General features: G+C 69.0%; 19 protein-coding genes. 11 read left to right on the top strand and 8 right to left on the bottom strand.

The features are described 5' to 3' along the window. Positions 1 to 46: 46 nt before the first annotated feature. Positions 47 to 985 (top strand): LysR family transcriptional regulator, encoded by a 939-nt coding sequence (locus AC1D2O_RS00185; RefSeq protein WP_478155891.1) that lies wholly within the window; start codon positions 47 to 49, stop codon positions 983 to 985. 11 nt (positions 986 to 996) lie between these two features. Here AC1D2O_RS00185 and AC1D2O_RS00180 read toward each other — a convergent pair whose 3' ends face one another. From AC1D2O_RS00180 to AC1D2O_RS00170, 3 genes are all read right to left on the bottom strand, one after another. Beyond that, complete coding sequence (locus AC1D2O_RS00180; protein ID WP_478089196.1) at positions 997 to 1,227, bottom strand: hypothetical protein; 231 nt, start codon at positions 1,225 to 1,227, stop codon at positions 997 to 999. 466 nt (positions 1,228 to 1,693) lie between these two features. Next, positions 1,694 to 2,728 (bottom strand): phospholipase D-like domain-containing protein, encoded by a 1,035-nt coding sequence (locus AC1D2O_RS00175; protein WP_478155889.1) that lies wholly within the window; start codon positions 2,726 to 2,728, stop codon positions 1,694 to 1,696. 7 nt (positions 2,729 to 2,735) lie between these two features. Further along, the gene (locus AC1D2O_RS00170; RefSeq protein WP_478155887.1) at positions 2,736 to 4,625 is read right to left on the bottom strand and encodes an ABC transporter ATP-binding protein; all 1,890 of its coding nucleotides are present in this window, start codon (positions 4,623 to 4,625) and stop codon (positions 2,736 to 2,738) included. A gap of 112 nt (positions 4,626 to 4,737) precedes the next feature. On the opposite strand from AC1D2O_RS00170, the gene AC1D2O_RS00165 reads away from it, so the two are divergent. From AC1D2O_RS00165 to AC1D2O_RS00130, 8 genes are all read left to right on the top strand, one after another. After that, a complete protein-coding gene (locus tag AC1D2O_RS00165; protein ID WP_478089199.1) occupies positions 4,738 to 6,225 on the top strand; it encodes a sensor histidine kinase in 1,488 nt (495 codons plus the stop codon). Continuing rightward, the gene (locus tag AC1D2O_RS00160) at positions 6,222 to 6,842 is read left to right on the top strand and encodes a response regulator transcription factor (protein ID WP_478155885.1); all 621 of its coding nucleotides are present in this window, start codon (positions 6,222 to 6,224) and stop codon (positions 6,840 to 6,842) included. Before AC1D2O_RS00165 ends, AC1D2O_RS00160 begins: the two co-directional genes overlap by 4 nt. Positions 6,843 to 6,962: 120 nt before the next feature. Then, complete coding sequence (locus AC1D2O_RS00155; protein WP_478093615.1) at positions 6,963 to 7,484, top strand: GlcG/HbpS family heme-binding protein; 522 nt, start codon at positions 6,963 to 6,965, stop codon at positions 7,482 to 7,484. Between the two features lie 153 nt (positions 7,485 to 7,637). Continuing rightward, positions 7,638 to 8,324 (top strand): ankyrin repeat domain-containing protein, encoded by a 687-nt coding sequence (locus tag AC1D2O_RS00150; protein WP_478093614.1) that lies wholly within the window; start codon positions 7,638 to 7,640, stop codon positions 8,322 to 8,324. 54 nt (positions 8,325 to 8,378) lie between these two features. After that, positions 8,379 to 9,005: an FMN-binding negative transcriptional regulator gene (locus AC1D2O_RS00145; protein WP_478155883.1), complete on the top strand. Its 627-nt coding sequence runs from the start codon at positions 8,379 to 8,381 to the stop codon at positions 9,003 to 9,005. Position 9,006: 1 nt separating this feature from the next. Next, positions 9,007 to 9,234, top strand: coding sequence for a hypothetical protein (locus AC1D2O_RS00140; RefSeq protein ID WP_478093610.1), 228 nt, complete (start codon positions 9,007 to 9,009; stop codon positions 9,232 to 9,234). After that, positions 9,224 to 10,318 (top strand): tRNA adenosine(34) deaminase TadA, encoded by a 1,095-nt coding sequence (tadA, locus tag AC1D2O_RS00135; RefSeq protein WP_478093609.1) that lies wholly within the window; start codon positions 9,224 to 9,226, stop codon positions 10,316 to 10,318. The genes AC1D2O_RS00140 and tadA overlap by 11 nt, the downstream gene beginning before the upstream one ends. Beyond that, entirely contained in the window at positions 10,315 to 11,238 is a 924-nt protein-coding gene (locus AC1D2O_RS00130) for an LD-carboxypeptidase (protein WP_478155881.1), read from the top strand. The genes tadA and AC1D2O_RS00130 overlap by 4 nt, the downstream gene beginning before the upstream one ends. A gap of 267 nt (positions 11,239 to 11,505) precedes the next feature. Here AC1D2O_RS00130 and AC1D2O_RS00125 read toward each other — a convergent pair whose 3' ends face one another. After that, positions 11,506 to 11,832 (bottom strand): hypothetical protein, encoded by a 327-nt coding sequence (locus AC1D2O_RS00125; RefSeq protein ID WP_478090898.1) that lies wholly within the window; start codon positions 11,830 to 11,832, stop codon positions 11,506 to 11,508. Positions 11,833 to 12,134: 302 nt separating this feature from the next. On the opposite strand from AC1D2O_RS00125, the gene AC1D2O_RS00120 reads away from it, so the two are divergent. Then, positions 12,135 to 13,082 (top strand): adenylate/guanylate cyclase domain-containing protein, encoded by a 948-nt coding sequence (locus AC1D2O_RS00120; RefSeq protein WP_478090897.1) that lies wholly within the window; start codon positions 12,135 to 12,137, stop codon positions 13,080 to 13,082. Here the strand turns inward: AC1D2O_RS00120 and AC1D2O_RS00115 are convergent. From AC1D2O_RS00115 to AC1D2O_RS00105, 3 genes are all read right to left on the bottom strand, one after another. After that, positions 13,079 to 13,624: a hypothetical protein gene (locus AC1D2O_RS00115; protein WP_478090896.1), complete on the bottom strand. Its 546-nt coding sequence runs from the start codon at positions 13,622 to 13,624 to the stop codon at positions 13,079 to 13,081. The genes AC1D2O_RS00120 and AC1D2O_RS00115 overlap by 4 nt on opposite strands. Before the next feature lie 265 nt (positions 13,625 to 13,889). Beyond that, on the bottom strand, positions 13,890 to 14,522 hold the full coding sequence (locus tag AC1D2O_RS00110) for a response regulator (protein ID WP_478090895.1): 633 nt from the start codon (positions 14,520 to 14,522) through the stop codon (positions 13,890 to 13,892). A gap of 184 nt (positions 14,523 to 14,706) precedes the next feature. After that, entirely contained in the window at positions 14,707 to 14,904 is a 198-nt protein-coding gene (locus AC1D2O_RS00105; RefSeq protein WP_478090894.1) for a hypothetical protein, read from the bottom strand. Between the two features lie 249 nt (positions 14,905 to 15,153). Between AC1D2O_RS00105 and AC1D2O_RS00100 the strand changes: the two genes are divergently transcribed. Then, on the top strand, positions 15,154 to 16,611 hold the full coding sequence (locus tag AC1D2O_RS00100; protein WP_478090893.1) for a sensor histidine kinase: 1,458 nt from the start codon (positions 15,154 to 15,156) through the stop codon (positions 16,609 to 16,611). A 14-nt stretch (positions 16,612 to 16,625) separates the two neighbouring features. On the opposite strand, the gene tkt is transcribed toward AC1D2O_RS00100, so the two are convergent. Further along, the gene (tkt, locus tag AC1D2O_RS00095) at positions 16,626 to 18,689 is read right to left on the bottom strand and encodes a transketolase (protein ID WP_478090892.1); all 2,064 of its coding nucleotides are present in this window, start codon (positions 18,687 to 18,689) and stop codon (positions 16,626 to 16,628) included. Between the last annotated feature and the right edge of the window lie 14 nt (positions 18,690 to 18,703).

Genomic DNA, 18,703 nt, shown 5'->3' with positions numbered 1-18,703 from the left:
TTCAGGATCTTTGTTGCATTGAATGCAACGCTCACCGGGAGGCGGCATGGACGACAAGCTGGAAACGCGGCGCTTGCGCTATTTCATGCAGGTGCTGGAAAGCGGATCCGTCCGGGGTGCCGCCGAGGTGCTCGACATGGACCCGTCGGCGGTCAGCCGGGCGGTCGGCCTGCTCGAGAAGGAATGCGGCACGCTGCTGCTCGAGCGGCGCGGACGCGGCGTGGCGCCGACCGACGCCGGCGAATTGCTGGCGGTCTATCTGCGCCGCCAGCAGAGCCAGAAGCAGCACCTGCTGGCGCAGATGGATGCGATCCGCAAGGTCGAGCGGGGCCATATCGACATCGTCGCCGGCGAGGGCTATGTCGACTGGCTGATGCGCCACAGCCTGCAGGCCTTCATGCGCGCGCACCCGGCGATCACGATCTCGCTGGAGGTCGGCAGCAGCGACGAGATCGTGCGCCGGGTGATCGACGAGCGGGCCCACATCGGCCTCCTGTTCCAGCCGCCGAAGGACGAGCGGCTGCGCTCGCACCACTCGCACCCGCAGCCGATCGAGGCGCTGGTGCTCGAGACGCATCCGCTGGCGCGCCTGGGCCGGCCGCTCAAGCTGGCCGACCTGCTGCCGTATCCGGGCGCCACGCTGAAGCGCAGCTTCGGGGTGCGCCAGCACATCGAAGCGGCCGAGATCGGCGAGGGCGTGCGCCTGCCAACCCTGCTCACGACCACCTCGTTCAGCGCGCTGGGCTACTTTGTCGTCGCCGGCCTGGGCTATGCGCTGAGCACCCGGATGTCACTGCCGCCTCACCTCGACAGGCCGGAGGTCGTGGAACTGCCGATGAAGAATCCGCTGCTATACCAGGGCCGCACGCACGTGATCTCGCGCCACGGGCGCATGCTGGCACCCGCCGCGACCGAGTTGCTGCGCCGGATCGTGAGCGACATGGCCCGCACGATGGGCGAGGCGGCGCGAGCGCCGGCGAGCTGAGTCCTGCGCGCTCAACAACTGCTGCCGAGCTGGGTCTTGCTTTGCGCGAGCGGCCTGACGCCAAGCGCCAGCAGCGGGCGAACCACCCGAGCGGCGAAGGCTTCGAGGTCGGCATCCGTGTCGCGGCCGTTGGTGGACACTTCGAAGGCCTGCCTGCCGCCGGGCAGGCTCCAGCGCTCGATCTTGATGCGCTCGGAGGTCAGGCGCAGCATGCTGCTGGCGCAGTCCAGCGGCTGGGCCATGAACCGGGCCGGCAGCAGGTCGGCGATATGGCCGCCGGCCTCGCAGCTGCGCGAATAATTCTTCTTCGGCGCGCCCTCGACGCTCCAGCCGACGTCGACCTCGTTCTGGCGCTTCGCTTCGACCTTGAACGGGCAGCGCCAGTCGGCCTGCGGCCCGCGGACCGGGAAGGCGACGGGGGCTGCGCAGCTTGTACATCGACTCCATCCGGCCTTCCGAGAGCCGCTCGCGGGCGATCGCGCTGGCGCCCTCGGGCGAGCCGGACGGCTGCTTCACGGCGAAGTACCGGACCTCGAAGGTCTTGCGCTTCCCATCGGGAAGCCGCAGGGCCTCGGCGATCGCTTCGAGCGTCCCGGGGCCGCCCTCGGCCGGATCCCAGCGGATCGCGAATTCCGCATCGCCCGCCGCCAGCGCCGCGTTGGCCAGGAGCAGCGCTGCCGCCGCCAACCCGATGCGCGCCATCACGGCTCAGCCCTTCGCCTTGTGCGTCTTCGGCTTGTCCTTGTCCTTCTGCGACTCGTGGCTGCCATCGAGCACGAGCTGGTGCGGATCGAGCTGCCGCTTCTCCAGGTCGTGGATCAGGCCCGCATCGCTGAGGTCGATCCTGTGCGAGGACGCCCAGTCGCGCTGCGCGGTTTCCGCCAGCCGCTGCACGGTGCCGGAATGGTCGGTCTCGATCGCCAGTTCGCGCCGCCCGTCGAAGCTGCCCGGCGCGAGGTTGATCGAGCCGACAATCGCGCGCTCACCATCGGCCAGCATCATCTTGGCGTGCAGTTTCAGGTGCTTCATGGTGTGCACCTTGGCGCCGACGTCCTGCAGGATGCGCAGCCCGCCCACCCCTTCGATCAGCTTCTCGGCCTTGAGCGAATGCGGCGGCTTGGTCAGGATGTGGACCTTGACGCCGCGGATCGCTGCCCGCACCAGGCGCTCGATGATCACSGTGTCCTGGTAGCGCTCGTTCTGCACCCACAGCGAATGCTGCGCGCCGTCGATGAAGGCGGCCACGCGCTCGCGGCCGTTGTCGGGGCACCAGATCAGCCGCGACTCGGGRTGCGGCGTGAAGTCCTCGTGCGCCCAGTCGGCATCGAARCAGGCCACCATCTCGCGCGTCTCGAGGTCGTGCGTGGTGACGACCGCGTAGTCGCGCGTCACGGTCAGGTCCTTGGGCTCCCAGTTCAGCGATTCGACGAAACCGGCCTGGTCGTCCACGACCATCGACTTCTGGTGTGTCAGGTCGAACTTCGGATTGCTGTCGCGCACCTCGATGCCGGCGTCGGTCAGYGCCTGGCGCGACGCCTCGTTCTCGGCCTCGCCGGTGCGCCGCGCCGGGTTCAACATGACGCGGACCTTGACGCCGCGCTGCTTGGCGGCAATGACCGCCGAGAGCAGGGTYTCGTCGGTGAACAGGAACATGCGGATGTTCAACGCGGTCTTGGCCGCGTTGATCGCATCGAGAATCGGCTTGGCGGTGTCGTCGGGCAGAACGATCAATCGGTGGGACATGATTTCCTCAGGCGGACGCGGCCGCTGCGGCCGTGGGGTTTTCGTACTGGATGCGGTGCAGCTCGGCGTAGACGCCGCCGAGCGCCACCAGTTCGTCGTTGGTGCCTTCCTCGACCACGATGCCGTCCTTCAGCACGATGATCTTGTCGGCGTTGCGAAGCGTGCTCAGGCGGTGCGCGATCATGATCACGGTGCGGCCCTGCATCAGCCGCTCCAGGCCTTCGATGACCAGCCGCTCGGACTCGGTGTCGAGTGCCGCCGTCGGTTCGTCGAGGATCATGATCGGGCTGTTGCGGATCACGGCGCGCGCGATGCCGATGCGCTGGCGCTGGCCGCCCGACAGCGTGTCGCCGCGTTCGCCGACCAGCGAGTCGTAGCCGTGCGGCATGCGGCTGATGAACTCGTCGGCATTGGCCAGCTTGGCCGCGGCCACGATCTCCTCCCGGCTGGCGCCSGGCTTGCCGTAGGCGATGTTCTCGCCGATGGTGCCGCGAAACAGCACCGTTTCCTGCAGCACGAARCCGATCTGCGCGCGCAGCGCCGCCAGCTTCTGGCGGCTGATGTCGAGGCCGTCGATCAGCACCCGGCCGCCGGTCGGGTCGTAGAAACGCGGCATCAGGCTCACGACGGTCGATTTKCCGCTRCCGGTCGGMCCCACGATGCCGACCACCTGGCCGGGCTTGATCGTGAACGAGACRTCGCGCAGCACCGGGGGCTCGTCGCCGTAGCCGAAGGCCACATGCTCGAAGSTGATCTCGCCCTTGGCGCGGCCGGGATCGATGGCCTGCGGGTGCTCGCGGATGATGTCGTCGGCGCCCAGGATCTTCTGGATCCGCTCGAGCGCCACCGTGGTCTGGGCGATGGTGCTGGCCATGCCGGCGAGGTCCTTCACCGGCTTGAAGAACTTGGAGAGATAGGCGAGATACACGGTCAGGGCGCCGGCCGTCATGGTGCCGGCGATGATCAGCGCCGTGCCCTTCCACAGCACGATGCCGGTGCACAGGGCSACCACSACCGCGACCACCGGCGACAGCAGCGACTTGATCTTGCGCGCCCGCAGCGCGGCCTCGGTGCTCGCGTGGCTGGCGGCCTCCATGTGCGTGACCTCGAGATCCTGGCGGCCGAAGGCCTTGATCGCGCGCACCGAGCCCAGGCCTTCCTGGACCACGGCCACGATCTCGCTTTGCCGCACCCGCACTTCGCGCGTGACCTCYTTSACCGCCTTCTTGAAGCGRAACACGAACAGCAGCAGGAAGGGCATGACSGCGACCGCGATCAGCGTGAAGTCCCAGTCGAGCCAGATCATCAGGCCCAGCATGAAGACGATCGTGACGATGTCGACGATGATCGAGAGCGTCGASGAGGAGGCGAAGCTCTGCACCGTCGAGACATCGCTCGTGATGGTCGACATCAGGGTGCCGGTCTTGGCGCTGTCGTAGAACGCCAGCGACAGCCGGTGCAGGTGCTCGTAGATGCGCAGCCGCAGGTCGTTGGCGACCCACTGYCCGATGCTGGTGGTGTAGTAGTTGTCGATGTAGGTCGCGATGCCGCCGATGACCGCGATCATCACGGTGGCGATCCCGGCGAACAGCGCCACGCCCAGCGTGTGGCGGCCGATGCCCCACTGGTGCGCCCATTCGAGCCAGTGCGGCAGGTGGTGGGTGCCGAGCGCATCGTCGAGCACCAGTTTGAGGGGCCAGGGGGCCGCCAGGCTCATGACGATCTCCACCATCATGGCGGCGAACACGATCACCAGCCAGGCGTGGTAGGGCTTCAGGAGACCGAGCACGAGTCGCGTCATGTCCTGGCGCTGCGTCTTGGCGGCGTGCTTCGCCACCCGGGTTGCCGAGGCCTGCGCGGACTCCGCCGCCGCTTCAGTGGGAAGGGGTGTTGACATACGGAAGCCCGGGGATGTTGGGCCGCTCGGGCGCTCAGATTGTGAGCGCAGGCAGGCAGGCAATGCAAGCGCCGGACAGGGGAGGGTCCGCGCCGCGGGCACAATCCGCGCCATGAGGCAATGGTTGCGAACGCAAGGGGGCTGGTGGCTCGCATGGCTGCTGGCCGCCGGCGCCGGTGCGGTGTGGCTGGCGCGGGCCGAGATCCGGCAGTTGCACGAGGATTTCGAGGTCAACGGGCGCATCGCGCACCGGCTCATGAGCCAGCAGGTGGTGCAGTACGACGCCGTGCTGGCAACGCTGGCCTTGCTCGAGCCGGCGGCGGCCTCGGCGCGGCCCGAGCGGCGCCTGTCGTCGGTCTATCCGTCCATCCTCGATGTCCAGCGGCGCGACGCCGGCGCGGCATGGCCGCAGGCGTCGCTGGCCCGCGCCGAGGCCCGCTCGCGCGAATTGCACCGTGCCGAACTCGTCGCCGACGATTTTGCGCATGGCCGCTACCGGCTGGTGATCGGCGCACTGCCCGTCAGCTACGCCCTCGCCATCGATCTCGCCACCGCCGTGCCCTGGCGCGACTGGCCGATGGACCCGAAGATCAGCCCGGTGCGCGTGACGCTGGAGCAGGGCGGGCAGCAGTTCGTCGTCCAGCCGGGCGACCGGGTCGCCGACGACGGTGGCTGGCGCTTCGACTTTCGCAAGGTGCTGGCCTCGGAGAGCCAGGCCTTCGAGCTGGTGGCCGAGCGGCGGGTGTCCTGGCGCGAGTTGCCCTGGGCCGCGATGACGGCCTGGTCGCTCGCCATGGCGGCGGTGCTGGGGGGCGCGCGCGCCTTGCGGCGCCAGCGCGTCGCGCGGCGCCGCGCCGAGGAACTGTTGCGGCTGGGACAGGTGGCGCGTCTCAACGCCCTCGGCGAACTGGCGGCCGGCATGGCGCACGAACTGAACCAGCCGCTGACGGCCGTGCTTGCGAACACGCAGGCGGCGGGGCGGCTGCTCGACGAGGAGCCGCCGGAACTGGCGACCGCGCGCTCCGCCATGAAGCAGGCCGCCGAACAGGCGCGCCGCGCCGCCGAGGTGGTGGGCCGGCTGCGCCGCGTGATCGAGCGGCCCGACCGCCAGGCCGAGATGCGGCCCGTGGCGCTGCGGGACACGCTGCGCAGCGCCTTGCACCTGCTCGCGCCCGAACTGGGCCGCAGGACCGTGGTGCCGGCGATCGACGATGCGGCCCACCCGCCGGTGGTCGTGCAGGCCGAGCCGGTGGCGCTGGAGCAGATCGTCCACAACCTGCTGATGAATGCGCTGCAGGCGCTCGACGAGGTGCCGCGCAGCGAGCGCAGGCTGCAGCTGGCGATCGGCCTCGACAACGGCCGGGGCTTCCTCAGCGTGACCGACAACGGGCCCGGTTTCCCGGCCGATGCCCTGCGACGGCTGTTCGAGCCCTTCTACAGCACCCGCGAGGGCGGCCTCGGGCTCGGGCTGAGCCTCTGCGAGACGCTGGCCAGCGGCATGGGCGGCTCACTTGGCGCCGAGCACGCCGCGCCGCGCGGTGCGCGCTTCACGCTGCGCCTGCCGCTCGCCGGCCCAGCCGACTCGGAGCGGCCGGCATGAACGGAACGCTGTCCCCGCTGATCCACCTGATCGACGACGACCTCGCGGTGCGCGAGAGCCTGGCCCTGCTGATCGGCACCGTCGGCCTGCGGACGCAGACCTGGGCCGATCCACAGGCGTTCCTCGACGGCTTCGACCGCGGCGGCATCGGCGCCATCGTGCTCGACGTGCGCATGCCCGGCATCGGCGGGCTGGCGCTGCTCGACACCCTGATCGCGCAGGGCGTCGACCAGCCCGTGATCATGCTCACCGGCCACGGCACGGTGGAGATGTGCCGACGCGCCTTCAAGGCGGGCGCGGCGGAGTTCCTCGAGAAGCCGGTGGACGACGAGCAACTGCTCGAGGCGCTGCAGCAGGCGGTGCGCCAGCATGTCAACTCGCGCGAGCGGACCCAGGCCGACCAGGCGGCGCGCGAGCGCCATCAGCAGCTGTCCGAGCGCGAGCGCGAGGTGCTGGGCTTCATCGTTGCCGGCCTCACCAACAAGGAGATCGCCCGCGCGCTCGCTCTCTCGCCGCGCACGGTGGAGTCGCACCGGGCCAACCTGTTCGCCAAGCTCGACTGCGACTCGCTGGCGCAGATGATCCGTCGCTACGCGGGACTGGTCGACGCTCCGTAGTTCTACGGAGGGTCGGCGGTAGCCGTACGAATGGCCGCCGGGCGCGGCAATTCCTACAGTGGCGATGCCGTCGGCGGTGTGCCGGCGCAACCCGCTCAATCCCTTTCGGAGAACTTCTTCATGCACCCGTCCTTTCGTCTCGCCAGCCTCGCCGTCCTGCTCACCGCTTCCGCATTGAGCGTGCAGGCCCAAACCCAGGCACCGGCACCGACCCCGTCCGTCCGTGCCGAGAAGAACATGTCGCTCGAACTGGCGAACGAGATCGCCGGTGCGGCGGTCGCCGCCTGCGCCGCCAACGGCTACGCGGTCGCCGCGACCGTGGTCGATCGCGCCGGCACCGTGCGCGCCGTGCAGCGCGCCAACAACGCCGGCTCCCACACGCTGGCCGCAAGCGAGCGCAAGGCCTGGACCTCGGCCTCGGCCAAGGCGCCGACCCTGGTCATGATGGAGAACGCGCAGAAGAACCCCGCGGCCGCGAATCTCGTGAACATTCCCGGCTTCCTCCTGCTGGGCGGCGGCGTGCCGGTCAAGTCGGGCAATGAAGTCATCGGCGCGGTCGGCGTCGGCGGCGCGCCGGGCGGCCACCTCGACGAGCAATGCGCCAACGCAGCGCTCGACAAGATCAAGGGCCAGCTCGGCTGAAATGAAACACCCCCGAAGCGCCTGCGGCGCCTCCCCCTCAAGGGGGCGATACCAGCGGCCCGGCGAAGCCGGTTCCGCGCTATCCCTGGCATGGGCCCGTGCCCGTTTCATGGGTCGCGGGTCACGCAATAGCGTGGTGGAAAACCGAGCCGCATGAAGGCCGTCCTCGTTGCCCTCGCGCTGCTCGGTGCCGGCCTGGCCGCGCCGGTGGCGGCCCAGGTGGCGCCGAGCGCCGCCGATCTGCAGGCCTACCAGGGCCTGCATCGAGCGGCCTGGCGCGGCGACCTGCCGCAGCTCAAGGCGCTGATCGCTGGCGGCGCCGACCTCGAGGCACGCGACGGCCTCGGGCGCACGCCGCTGCACGTGGCGACCCACGCCCGGCAGCGCGAAGCCATCGCCACCCTGGCCCAGGCCGGTGCGAAGCTCGATCCGCTCGAGAACGACCGCTACGACGCCGTGACCATCGCCGCGGTCGCCGACGACGTGCCCACGCTGGCGTTGCTGCTCTCGCTGGGCGCCAGCGCGGGCCAGACCACCAGCCGCTACGACGGCACGGCGCTGATCGCCGCGGCCCACCTCGGCCATGACGAGGTGGTGCGCCGGCTGATTGCCGCCGGAGCCCCGCTGGACCATGTCAACAACCTGCACTGGACCGCGCTGATCGAGGTGATCGTTCTGGGCGACGGCGGCCCGCGCCATCAGCGCGCGCTGGCGGCGCTGGTCGACGCCGGCGCCAGCCTGCAGTTGGCGGATCGCCAGGGCCACACGCCGCTGCAGCTCGCGACCGCGCGCGGCTACGGCGCGATGGTCGAAAAGCTGCGCGCCGCGGGCGCAAGGTAGGGCGGCTCGGGGACAATCGGGCGAACCCGTTTCGGGATCGCAGGATCACGCCCCATGTACATGCCGCCGCAGTTCAACGTCACCGACCGCGCCGTCGCCGCGCAGCTCATGCGCGACCATCCGTTCGCCAGCCTGATCTCGAACGACGACGAGGGCCTGCCCACCGTCACCCACCTGCCGCTGGTGCTCGACGAACGCGGGCCGGAGGACTTCGTGCTCTTCGGCCATTGCGCCAAGCCCAATCCGCACTGGCGCCACCTGCAGGCACGGCCGCGGGCGCTCGTGAGTTTCCTCGGGCCGCACGCCTACCTGTCGCCCTCGGTCTATCCGGACCTGGCGCGGGTGCCGACCTGGAACTACCTGGCCGTTCATTGCACCGTCGAGGCGCGGCTGATCGAAGAAGCGCCTGAAAAGGACGCGCTGCTCAAGCGCCTGATCGGCCAGCATGAGCCGGCCTATGCGCAGCAATGGCGCGACCTGGGCGAGGACTTCCAGCACAAGATGCTCAACGGCATCGTCGGCTTCGAGCTGAAGGTGACGGCGCTGCAATGCAAGGTCAAGCTCAACCAGCATCGGAAGGAATCACACGCCGCGATGTTCGCCGTCTACCGCGAAGGCACGCCGGACGAGCGGGCGCTGGCGGAGTGGATGGAGCGGCTTGGCATGGCGGGGAAGGCTTGAGATGCGCGCGCTCGGTCTGGTCGGGCTCCTGCTCGCGCTGCTCATCGTCGGGCTCCTGGTCAAGAAGCAGCTGAATGGCGTCGCGGCGCCGGTGCTGCCGGCGGGGCCGACCGCGACCGGCAGCGCGCCGGCCGGCGATGCACGCGCACAGAGCCAGCAGATGCAGCAGCAGATCAAGCAGTCGCTCGATGCCGCCATGCAGCCGCGGCCGATGCCCGATGGCAACTGACGCCGACTGGATGGCGCTCGCACTGGCCGAGGCGCGGCAGGCGGCCGAGGCCGGCGAAGTGCCCATCGGCGCCGTGCTGGTCAAGGACGGCCGACGCGTGGCCAGCGGCCGCAACGCGGCGATCGCGCTGCACGACCCGAGCGCCCATGCCGAGATCAATGCGCTGCGGGCGGCCGGTGCCGCGCTCGGCAACTACCGGCTCGACGGCTGCGAACTGTTCGTGACGCTCGAGCCGTGCGCGATGTGCGCTGGCGCCATGCTCCATGCGCGGCTGGCCCGGGTGGTCTTCGGCGCTGCGGATCCGAAGACCGGTGCCGCGGGATCGGTGGTCGATCTGTTCCGCGAAACGCGGCTCAACCATCGCACGCAAGTGCAGGGCGGTGTGCTCGCTGACGACTCCCAGGCGCTGTTGCAGGCCTTCTTCCGGGACCGCCGCAGCGCCGCCCGCGAAACGGCCGAGCCCTTGCGCGACGATGCCCTGCGCACGCCGGCCGATCGTTTCGCCGAACTGGTTGACTATCCGTTCGCGCCGCACCACGTGAGCGATCTGCCGAGCCAGCACGGCTGGCGCATGCATTACCTGGACGATGGCCCGCTCGACGCGGCATGCACCTGCCTGTGCCTGCACGGTCCGGGCGAGTGGAGCTACTTCTTTCGGCATGTCGTGGGTGCGCCGGGGCTGCGGGTGCTGGCGCCCGACCTGATCGGCTTCGGCCAGAGCGACAAACCCAAGCGGCAAGCGGTGCACCAGCTCGGCTGGCACCGCGACCTGCTGCTCGAGTGGCTGGAGCGGCTCGAGCAACAGGGGCGACTGAGGTCCGGGCCGCTGGCGCTGCTGCACAGCGCCGGTGCCACGGCCTGGGCCTCGCTGCTGGCCGACGCCGCGCCCGGACGTTTCCAGGTCGTGATGTCGGCACCGGACGGCGCCGGGGCGGTGGCCGCAGCCTGGCGCGCGCCGTTCCCGGATCGCGGCTACGAGGCCGCCTTGCGGGCCCTGGGCCCGATCCCGAAGCGTGTCTCCGGTCCGACGCCGGATCAGGCGGTGCAACTGGCCCGGGAGGCAATGGGATACTTCGCCCCGTGAAAAAGCACATCTACATCTATTCGCCCTCCAGCGCCGTGCGCGACAAGGCCGCATTCAAGCGCGGCGTCAAGCGGCTCCAGGCCCTTGGCCACGACGTCGAGCTCGACGAGGCTGCGCTCGCCACCCATCAACGCTTCGCCGGCGACGATGCGACGCGCCTGGCCGCGATCTCGCGCGCCGCGGCCAGCGGCGCCGACGTGGCGCTGATCTCGCGCGGCGGCTATGGCCTCACCCGCATCCTCGACGCGATCCCCTACAAGGCGGTGGCCAAGGCGATCCATCGCGGCACCGAGTTCGTCGGGCTCAGCGATTTCACGGCTTTCCAGTGCGCGCTGCTGGCCAAGACCGGCGCCGTGACCTGGGCCGGCCCCGCGGTCGGCGAAGACTTCGGCGCCGAAGCGGGTGCCGACGACATCATGGAAGCCTGCTTCGACGACCTGCTGAGCGGGCAGGGCGAAGGCACCGGCTGGCGCATGCCGGCACGCGACAGCGTCGACCTGCCGACGCTGCGCAGCATCCACGGTGCGGTGCTGTGGGGTGGCAATCTGTGTGTACTGACCAGCCTGCTGGGCACGCCCTGGTTCCCGGCCATCGACAAGGGCGTGCTGTTTTTCGAGGATGTCAACGAGCATCCGTACCGGGTCGAGCGCATGCTCGACCAGCTGCGCCAGGCGGGCGTGCTGGGACGGCAGAAGGCGATCGTGTTCGGGCAGTTCACGGGCATCCGCAAGGCGTCGCACGACCGCGGCTTCGGCATGCAGACCGTGATCGCCCGCCTGCGCGAGCTGATCAAGACGCCGGTGCTGACCGGGCTGCCGTTCGGCCATGTGCCGACCAAGGTGCTGCTGCCGGTCGGCGCCAAGGTAGAGCTTGCCGCCGACGGCCGCGACGTCTTCATGGTCTGGGGACACAGGCACTGAGCTCCCCCCCAGGTTGGGCTCACTTCGTGTAGCCCGCCCACCCCCTACCGGGGGCGCAGCCAGCGGCCCGGCGAAGCCGGTTCCGCGACTGCCCACGAACAGGCGCGCTGCGCGCAGCCGCGAAAGCCAAGACGAATCCATCTGGTTTTTTTGGCCGGCGAAGCCAGGCCCGTTGGTGAAACACCGCGGAACCGGCTTTGCCGGGCCGCCGGTGTTGCCCCCTGAAAGGGGGTGGGCGCCCGACACGAAGTGCGGGCAACCTGGGGGTCAGCTATGAAGATGCGTCCGGGGACCCATGGCACCGGGGAGGCCGCCCTTGAACAGGCGATTGATCTGGTGCATCTGGCGCCGTGCGGCGACTTCGCCATCGACGGCGCTGAGGGCGGTCAGCACGTCCTGGCGCAGATACCAGAGCGCTTCGAGGTCGCCGGCGAAACGCACCCGCTGCGCAACGCGCTGCATCGTGTGGCCGCCGTGGACCTGCAGCAGTGACAGCATGGCAGTACGGACCTGGCCCATCTGGCGATCCGGGGAGCGGCGAAAGCCGAGGCCCGGAATGGACAGAAAGCGGAGGAGTCTGCTGGGTGACAGCATGGGATGCAGGCGTGTTGCCGAAAGCCTTGATGGACGCTACGTTAAGCCCGGCCCCCGAGCCACACAAGCGTGGAAACATCATTTCATGTTCAAAAACAACATACTTCACGAAACTGTTCGAGCAGTAGTCGAACAATTGATACCTAAGTTCTAATTTACGATCGAAAAGTAGCACAGCCGCTTGTGTCGAAATGAAAAAGCAACAGCTTGAGGTTCAGCGGGCCCGATTTGAGCGTTTGAGACCGTGTTTGGGCGCTGCTTTGCCATAATCGAATGGCGAGAGCTACCAAAAACTGCACAACATGGGCGCCAATTCCACTGTCGTATTTGCCGATCTGACGGGAAGTACCAGAGTCTTCGAGGCTATGGGGAATGCGCGCGCCACCGAAACCGTGACCCGCTTGACGCAGTGGATCGGCGGCGTCTGCGAATCGCACGGCGGCCGCGTCGTGAAATCGCTGGGCGATGGCGTCTTTGCGATCTTCGCGGAGGGCGTGAGCGCCACCCGCGCCGTATTGGAGATGCAGCGCAACCACCAGAAGCGGCTGCAGACCTGGCCGGCGCCCTTGCGCATGGAACTCCAGATCGGCGTGGCCAGCGGCGAGGTCGTGGAGGTCGACGGCGATTGCTATGGCGATGCGGTCAACCTCGCGTCGCGCCTCAGCGACCTGGCCGGCCCGGGGCAGATCTGGGCCACCGAATCGGTCATCGAACAGCTACACGGCGGCGAGGTCCGCCACCGCAGCCTGGGGCCGATCAACATCCGCGGCAAGAACGAGATGCCGGTGGTGCACCGCATCGACTGGCAGGACGAGGTCTCCGAATTCCTGACGATGCCGGCGTCGCTGGTGCAGCAGCCGCGCGGCGCCGATTCGTCCTTCGGCCAGATCGAACTGGCCTGGCTCGACGTGCGCTCGATGTTCCGCGCCGCGGAACTGCCCATTCATCTGGGACGGGTCGACGAGGCCCAGTTCGTGGTGAACGATCCGAGGGTGTCGCGGCTGCACGCCAGGATCGAGGCCCGCCAGGGCAGCTGCGTGCTGGTCGATGTCAGCACCTATGGCACCTGGGTGCGCTTCCACGGTACGGCCGGTGCCAGCGGCGAGATCGCGCTCAGGCGCGACGAGTGCGTGCTGCACGGCAGCGGGGAGATCGGCCTGGGTGCGCCGCTCAGCGATTTCAGTGCGCCGACCATCTCATTCAACACCACCGGCGGCAACGTGCTGCTGGCCCGCCGGGACCTGCGCTAGCGATCGACTTGGGCCGGCTCGATCATCGCGAGCACGCGGCCATCGCCGACGAACGAATCGCCGACCAGCATCCTGAAGCTGGCGCCGGGCTCGAACTTGGGTAGCGCGAGGTGCGGCGCCAGGAACTCGACGTCCAGCGCCTGCGCCGCGCCGCGTCGAAACCGCTCGTCGGGAGACACCCACCAGCGGGCCGAGAAGGCCTCGTTGCCGACCACCAGCGCGCAACGGTGTTCGCCGGCGGCGACGGCCACGTCCTCGGAGGGCAGCTTCGGCGCACGCAGCGTGAGTTCGACCTGGAGTTGAGGCTCGAACACCGTCCGGGCGTCGAAGGGAGAGGGCGCGGGCGCCGCAGGGCGCCGCAGACGCCCGATCAGCCACGTGATGACGTTGCCGATGATCGGCACCCACAGCAGCATCAACAGGGTTCCGACATCGCGTGCCGTCGAGCCGGGCGCAGCCCGATGCCGCATGACCGCGCCGCCCACCGCCACGCAAAGCAGGATGATCACGATGAGCTTGCGTCTGGACTGGATGGTTGTCATGGGAATTTCGGCTGTCGGGGGGCGGCTTGGGGCCTGAACAGGCCCTAGCTTAACGGTCCGGCCGGAAGGAGGGCGTCCGCCCCCACTGCCTGTTTCGGAGGCAATGAAGCGGAACCCCGCGCGGGGCCACGCTTCGGGCATCGGTGTCCCGGCACTTCACACAGTGTTATCCACAGAATGGCGGCACAAGTCGGCGAGGTGCCTGCGGCGCCGCCACGCTGCGTCTTGCCAGAACGCCTTTCGGCCGATGCGCCGGCCGCGGCGCTCAGTTGATCAACTGATTCTTCAGCGCGTAGTAGGTGAGGTCGCTGTTGGAAGCGAGGTGCATCTTCTCCATCAGCCGGCTGCGGTACGTGCTCACGGTCTTGACCGACAGCGACAGGTGCTCCGCGATGGCGCCGGCGGTCTCCCCGGTCGCCAGCTTGAGGAAGACCTGGAACTCGCGTTCGGAGAGCTGCTCGTGCGGCGCCGCGTCGGTGTTGCGGTCGAGCTGGCGCGCCAGAAGCTCGGCCACGCCCGGCGTGATGTAGCGCCTTCCGAGCGAAATCGTGCGGATCGCCTCGACGATTTCCTGCGGATCGCACTCCTTGTTGAGATAGCCGCTCGCGCCCTGGCGGATCAGGCTCATCGCGTAGTGCTCCTCCGGATAGCCGCTCAGGATCAAGATGCCGGTGTCGGGGGCCTTGGCACGAACCATCGCGATGGCGTCGATGCCGCTCTGGCCTGGCATCGAAAGGTCCATGACCAGGACGTCGATCTCGTGATTGCGCACCAGGTCGATCGCTTCGCGCCCGTTGGCAGCCTCGCCGACCACGCGCAGGTCCACGTGCTGCGAGAAGAAGTCGCGCAGGCCCGAACGAACGATGGCATGGTCATCCACGATTCCGATCTTGATCACCGCTGTCTCCTCGAGTTGTTGGAGGTGGAGAGCTTGCGGGCTGGAGCAGGCGCTTTGCGTCTCCCGAGGGCCCGAGAACGCGTAGGAGAGACGCGACTTCAGCCCGGGCGGATGGATGACACGCGATGCGCGCCTCGCCCCCTCGCCGGCATCGAAGCCGGGGCTGCGACTGGCCGGGTGCCGGTCAGTGCAGCAGCGCAAAGACCGCGGCCGCGGCGGCCAGGCCGCCCAGCACCAGCCAGCTCTTCGAGAAACGCGGCGCGCGGTTCGCCCGGTAACTCTCGAGACGAGCGGGGAGGGTCCGCGAATCCTCCGTCGAGCTGCGGGGGGTGGGGCGTTCGTCGCCGGCAACGGCTTTGGGGTCGGAAGGCACTTGTCTCATGCGGACCGCATTATTCCTTCGAACCGCCGCTGGCGCGAGAGGGCAAACGACTGGTTTGCTGGTCATCATCGAGGAGCGCTCCGCACCCGTCGGCGTCGGATGGGCGCGACAGCGGCAGCACGGAAATCCGATCTCGGGCGTCAGATTCGATGTTTTCGTCGACGCCCTCACGCGACCGGGGGTGATCCCGGGTTGCGATGTGCCCGACTAGCGCAGAGGCTTCGATCATCAGAACTCTGAAAACCCGGAATGACACCCGAGGCGTCGTTCGATGCAAGGCCGGTCCTCGCACGCGCGCGGGTGTCGTTGCGCGCAGAACCCGGCCGCGACCCGGCGCCAGGTGAAGTCGAGGAGGACGCGCCCGCCTTGCGCAACCGCTGGATCCTGGGCCAGCTGACCCGGAGCTTCCTGCGCCAGTCGCGCGCGCGCCAGCCGCTGGCCGTGCTGCTGATCCTGACGATGGCGGCGATCTGCTGGGGCCAGGGGAACCACCTGGCGGTGTCGGCCTGGCTGGTCGCGGGGTTGCTGATCGCGGCGATGCGCTGGCGGGTCGGGCAGGTCTACCTGCGCGACCACCAGGGCGCCGGCCTCGACGCCCTGGCCCTGCTGCTCGCCAGGGCGGCGCCCGTCTTCATCCTGGAGGCGCCGTTCTGGGGTGCGTCGGTGCTCCTGTTCTTCGGCCGCCTTCCGGAGGTGAACCAGTTCGGCTGCTGGCTGGTGCTGACCTTGGTCGTCTACGGGCCCCTCACCCGCCTGGCGCTGGTGCCGTTCGTGTTCCATTGGTCGGTCAATTCGCTCTTCATCGTCATGTTGGCCTGCGTCCTGTACGGGGTCGTCCGCGGGCCGATGCTGGGCTCGGTGAACGACTGGTTCGTGGCGCTCACGCTGCTGCACTGGGCGGTGATCGTCGGGCTGGGCAGGGCGGTCCATGCCAACCAGGAGGAGCACTTCGGCCTTCAATACGACCTGGCCCTGAAGGAGCGGCAGGCCACCGAGGCGGTAAAGACCAAGAATCGCTTCCTCGCGGCCGCGACCCACGACATGCGCCAGCCGGTCTCGGCGCTGGCGCTGTACGCCGACTTCCTCAAGGACAACCCGGAGACGCACGCCGAACTGGCGCCCAAGATCGCCAAGGCCACGGCGGCGGTCAGCCACCTGTTCGACTCCCTCTTCGACCTCTCCATCCTTGAAAGCGGACAGGTGCACCTGACGATCGAGCCGGTCCAGATCGCCGATATCGTGCGCGACCTGCAGCTGCAGTACGAGCCGCTGGCGCAGGCGAAGAACATCCGTCTGCGCGTGCGCGCGGGCCACGCGGTGATCCATTCGGATCGCGTGCGCCTGCGCCGGATGGTGGGCAACGTGCTGTCGAACTCCATCAAGTACAGCCAGGCCGGCAAGAAGATCCTGCTGGCCGCCCGGCTGCACAAGGGCGACGTCGTGGTCGAGGTGTTCGACCAGGGGGTCGGCATCGCCGCCGACAAGATCGAGAAGGTGTTCGAAGAGTTCTACCGCGTGAACGATGCTGCAACACCCGCGGTCGACGGCGTCGGGCTCGGGCTGTCGCTGGTCGCACGCCTGGCCAAGGCACTCAAGTCGGAAGTGCGGCTCGATTCGATCGCGGGCCGTGGCACGCGTTGCTCGATACGCCTCGGCAACCTGCTGCCGGGCGCGGGGAACCACGGCGAGGGGCGAACCCGCCCGTAGCCTTGCCGCTGCCGTCAGGCGGCGGCCTGGTGGACCGAGCGCGCGACCGCGACCACGTGGTCGACAGTGAAGCCGAACGCCTTCTGCAGTTCGGCGAGCGGTGCCGAGGCACCGAAGGTCTGCATGCCGACCACCTTGCCGATCGAGCCGACGTAGCGCTCCCAGCCGAAGGCCGAGGCCTGTTCGATGGCCACGCGCGCGGTCACGGCAGGCGGCAGCACGGCGGCGCGGTAGGCCGGCGTCTGCTGCTCGAACAGGTCCCACGACGGCATCGACACCACGCGCGATCGCAGGCCCTGGGCCAGCAATTGCTCGTGCGCCTGCAAGGCCAGGCTGACCTCGCTGCCGCTGGCGATCAGGATCAGGTCGGGGGCGCCGTCACCCGGCGGCTCGGCCAGCACGTAGGCGCCTTGCGCCACGCCGGAGGCCGGGGCGAGCCGGCTGCGGTCGAGCGTCGGCAAGGGCTGGCGCGAGAGCACCAGCGCGGTCGGCCGGTGCTGCGACTGCAGCGCCACGCGAAAGGCTTCGACCACTTCGTTGGCATCGCCCGGACGCAGCACCGTGAGGCCGGGCATCGCGCGCAGCGACGCCAGCTGCTCGATCGGCTGATGGGTCGGCCCATCCTCGCCATCGCCCATCGCATCGTGCGTGAAGATGAACAGTGTCGGCAACTCCATCAGGGCCGACAGCCGGATCGCCGGCCGTGCGTAGTCGCTGAAGATGAAGAAGGTGGCACCGAAGGGCCGCAGCTTGGACAGCGCCATGCCGTTGACCGCTGCCGCCATCGCATGCTCCCGGATGCCGAAGTGAATGTTCTTTCCGCCCGGGCTCGCGGCCTCGAAATCGCCCGCGCCGGCGTACTTCAGCGTGGTCTTGTTCGAGGACCCGAGATCGGCCGAGCCGCCGATGAACCACGGCACGTTCTGCGCCAGCACGTTGAGAACCTGGCCCGATGCGTCACGGCCGGCCAGGCCCTTGGCATCGGCCGGGAACACCGGGAGGTTCCGGTCCCAGCCGGCGGGCAGCTCGCGCCGCTGCGCCTGTTCGATCTCGAGTGCGAGGGCAGGGAAGCGTGTCCGGTAACGGGCGAAGGCCTGGTTCCAGGCGCTGCGCGCGGCGGCGCCGCGCGCGCCGATGCCGGCCTGGAAATGCTCGCGCACGCCGTCGGGCACCAGGAAGCTGGCGTCTTCGGGCCAGCCGTAGCTGCGTTTGGCGAGGCGGACTTCCTCTTCGCCCAGCGGCTCGCCGTGCGCGGCGGCCGTGTCATGGCGGTGCGGCGAACCCCAGCCGATGTGGCTGTCGAGAATGATCAACGTCGGCCGACCCCGGGTCTTGCGGAAGGTCGAGATCGCCTCCTCGATCATCCCGGTGTCGTTGGCGTCGCCGACCCTCAGCACGTTCCAGTGGTAGGCGGCGAATCGCATCGCCACGTCTTCAGTGAAGGTGATCCGCGTGCTGCCTTCGATCGTGATGTGGTTGTTGTCGTAGATCCAGCACAGGTTCTCGAGCCCGAGGTGGCCGGCCAGCGACGCGGCCTCGGACGCGACGCCCTCCATCAGGCAGCCGTCGCCGCAGACCGCATAGATCCTGTAGTCGAACAGCGCGATGCCGTCCTGGTGATAGCGGTCGGCGAGCCAGCGCTGCGCCATGGCCATGCCGACGCTGGTGGCGACGCCCTGGCCGAGCGGTCCGGTGGTGGTCTCGACGCCGGACACCCAGTGGTACTCGGGATGGCCCGGCGCCTTGCTGCCGAACTGGCGAAAGCGCTGGATGTCGTCCAGCGTGACGGAGGGGGCGCCAAGCAGTTCGTACTCGGCATTGACCGCCATCGTGCCGCTCAGGTGCAGCACCGACCACAGGAGCATCGACGCGTGGCCGTTGGAGAGCACGAAGCGGTCCCGGCCGGGCCAGATCGGGTCCTGCGGGTCGAAGCGCATGACCTTGTTCCACAACGTGTAGACCAACGGAGCCAGCGCCATCGGGGTGCCCGGATGGCCGGAGTTGGCGGCCTGCACCGCATCGATCGACAGCGTGCGGATGGTGTTGATGGCCAACAGGTCGAGCTCGGCATCGGTCATGGTTCGCTCCGTGG

The organism is Variovorax sp. P1_G12 (assembly GCF_056405555.1).
Note: the sequence above shows the minus strand (reverse complement) of the source record. Positions and strands in the feature narration are given on the sequence as shown.